The organism is Alteribacillus persepolensis, assembly GCF_900099605.1.
GTDB lineage: Bacteria > Bacillota > Bacilli > Bacillales > Marinococcaceae > Alteribacillus > Alteribacillus persepolensis.
The window spans coordinates 1-2,313 of sequence record NZ_FNDK01000060.1; the positions used below are offsets into that span (position 1 = coordinate 1).

Here is a 2,313-nt window from a genome sequence, read left to right on the forward strand (position 1 = left end):
AATGGTTTCAACAACCCTTAATCAATTTAGTTCTCAGCAGTTACTGTTTGCTATAAAAAGAAAAAAGCATTATATACAAGGTCACTCAAAACCTTGAAAATAATGCTCAGTTTTTATTAATACATATTTTTAATAAAATTAATCTCCGCACGTTACTACACAAAATATTAAATAAGTTATTCCTTAAATGACCCTAGAGAGCAATATTGGGCGCATTTTTTATTTCGCGAAAGCGCCCGATTGTGGAATCGCCACCCGTCTTTCAAAACTCACAGATTTTACCTTGTAGCGCTCAAATTACTTATTACCTTATAAACAACACTGCCAAAAGTAAACTTAATAGGGTATAATGAAAGAATCGCAGCAATAATCACACTGAGCGTCTTTATCCCTCCAGTTAAATGTAATATATCGTTTATCAAGTAATTAGCTAATTGAATAAGACCAAACACAATAGCCACCGACACAACAAATGCAAACAAGGTTAGGATCACTTGTGGTATGGTCATCTGTTTTATCTTTCCTAGTTTTTTAATGCCACCATCGTTAATTGAAAAAGAAATGTATGCTATTGAAAGTAATAATAAGTACCAACTTGAGTAGCCTAACCATAACCACGAAGTACCCACTCCCAAAAGTAGCAGCCATCCAATTATGTTTAAGGTTTTTTTACTCATTTAACCGCCCCTGTAAAAAAAGATATACAGTTAAATTGCCTATTGTCCATCTTGGCACTAATTCCTATTCCAGAATTTATTGTCCGATTGTGATATATACATTATCCTAAATCACTTCTTTGAATTAAAAAAGTTCACAATGAACTCCCTAGCTTGCTTGTAACGATGAATATTTTCGATAAGCCTTATAGAAACTAATACCAAAGATAATGCTGAGAAGGACGGGAGACAATTTCAAAAGGACGAATGGGGTTTCAAATAGAAGCGCCTTCCAAAATAAGTCACCTTGCATACTCCAAAGACCTGTATGATATAATTCTGAATAATCCGTGTAGGGAACAGCAATAAAGAACATAAGCATACACAGCCAGAATGAATAACCCATTAATCTTTTATAATAGTTACCCTTGGATTGACGGTCTGAGAAAATTTCATTTTGACCATCATCTTCTTTTTGCCAATACCGTATTCCACCCAGCCAGTAACCTTTTATATAGGTCCAACCAAAATCTTCATATAACCCCTTGTATTCCTCGAACTTTTTCTTAGGTAAATAATCTTGACAATCAAGTCGCATTACATATCTCTTGTCCGTTTTTTCAAAAGTGTATATCCCTAATCTACTAATATTTGTACAGCGATATCCTTCTTGTAATTGCTCGTTCAGCCATTTCTCTTCTTTTTCAATATCAAAAAATGCTTTAAACTTCTTCATTTGCTTCACTTCCTTCATACAAGGATAAAATACGCACTAGCCTTTCTTGCTCCATTTTCAAAATGGCACGTCCTTCTGACGTTATCATATAAGTTTTTCTCCGACCTGAATTCCCCACCGATTCAATCCAACCATGTTTATGCAAGTTTTCCATCGCACCGTATAATGTACCAGCCGCTAAAATAACGGTACCATTACTCATTTTTTCTATCTTTTGCATGACGGCATAGCCGTGGAGTGGCTCACGTAGAGCTAATAAAATATAATGCATGGTTTCAGACAACGGCAATAATTTATGTTTCACACTCTCACCCTCTATTCAATCCAACTATATATAGTTCGACTTTATAATAATAAGGTAATACAGTTCAACTGAATAGTAAATAGCATTATTAAAATTCATCAAAAGAACTTCAAATCCCAGTCTAAAAAAGTCGATTTCCTTTACGTTGGGAAATCGACTTTTGGTGTAATCTTATTCAGTTATATGGCCCAAATGCAAAAAAGAACGCAGTCCTTATTACAGGAGTGCGCCCGATTGATGAACATTTAGTAACTTAATCACATTTGGTTTTATGTTGGTTGGCTCATTCTATACTGGACCCAAGATTTCAGACACGAAATAAGGATGTGTTAAGGTGTGGGTATGAAACGAAAACGATATACCCCCGAGTTTAAATCTAAAATTGTTCTTGAAATCTTGAAGGAAGAAAAGTCCATGAGTCAATTAGCGTCCGAACATGGTATACACGTCAATCAGCTCAGCCAATGGAAAAGTCAGGCACTTGAACAAATGCCAAATTTATTCAGCAGCCAAACGAAGGAGGTGGACAAGTTAAAGAAAGAGCACCAACAAGAACGAGAACAACTCTATGCCGAGGTAGGCAAGCTCACGACTCAATTGTCGTGGCTCAAAAAAAA

At 35.6% G+C, this 2,313-nt stretch carries 4 protein-coding genes; 1 reads left to right on the plus strand and 3 read right to left on the minus strand.

Features of this window, described 5'->3' with window-relative positions:
* Positions 1 to 278: 278 nt before the first annotated feature.
* The 3 genes from BLT18_RS17855 to BLT18_RS17865 form a co-directional block, all read right to left on the minus strand.
* A complete protein-coding gene (locus BLT18_RS17855; protein WP_091277130.1) occupies positions 279 to 677 on the minus strand; it encodes a disulfide bond formation protein DsbD in 399 nt (132 codons plus the stop codon).
* 148 nt (positions 678 to 825) lie between these two features.
* Positions 826 to 1,392, minus strand: coding sequence for a DUF2812 domain-containing protein (locus tag BLT18_RS17860; protein ID WP_091277133.1), 567 nt, complete (start codon positions 1,390 to 1,392; stop codon positions 826 to 828).
* Complete coding sequence (locus BLT18_RS17865) at positions 1,379 to 1,696, minus strand: PadR family transcriptional regulator (protein ID WP_091277136.1); 318 nt, start codon at positions 1,694 to 1,696, stop codon at positions 1,379 to 1,381. The genes BLT18_RS17860 and BLT18_RS17865 overlap by 14 nt, the downstream gene beginning before the upstream one ends.
* 342 nt (positions 1,697 to 2,038) lie before the next feature.
* Here BLT18_RS17865 and BLT18_RS17870 point away from each other — a divergent pair.
* Positions 2,039 to 2,313, plus strand: a 275-nt coding sequence (locus tag BLT18_RS17870; RefSeq protein WP_245705321.1) for a transposase, incomplete at its 3' end; no start/stop codon positions are given.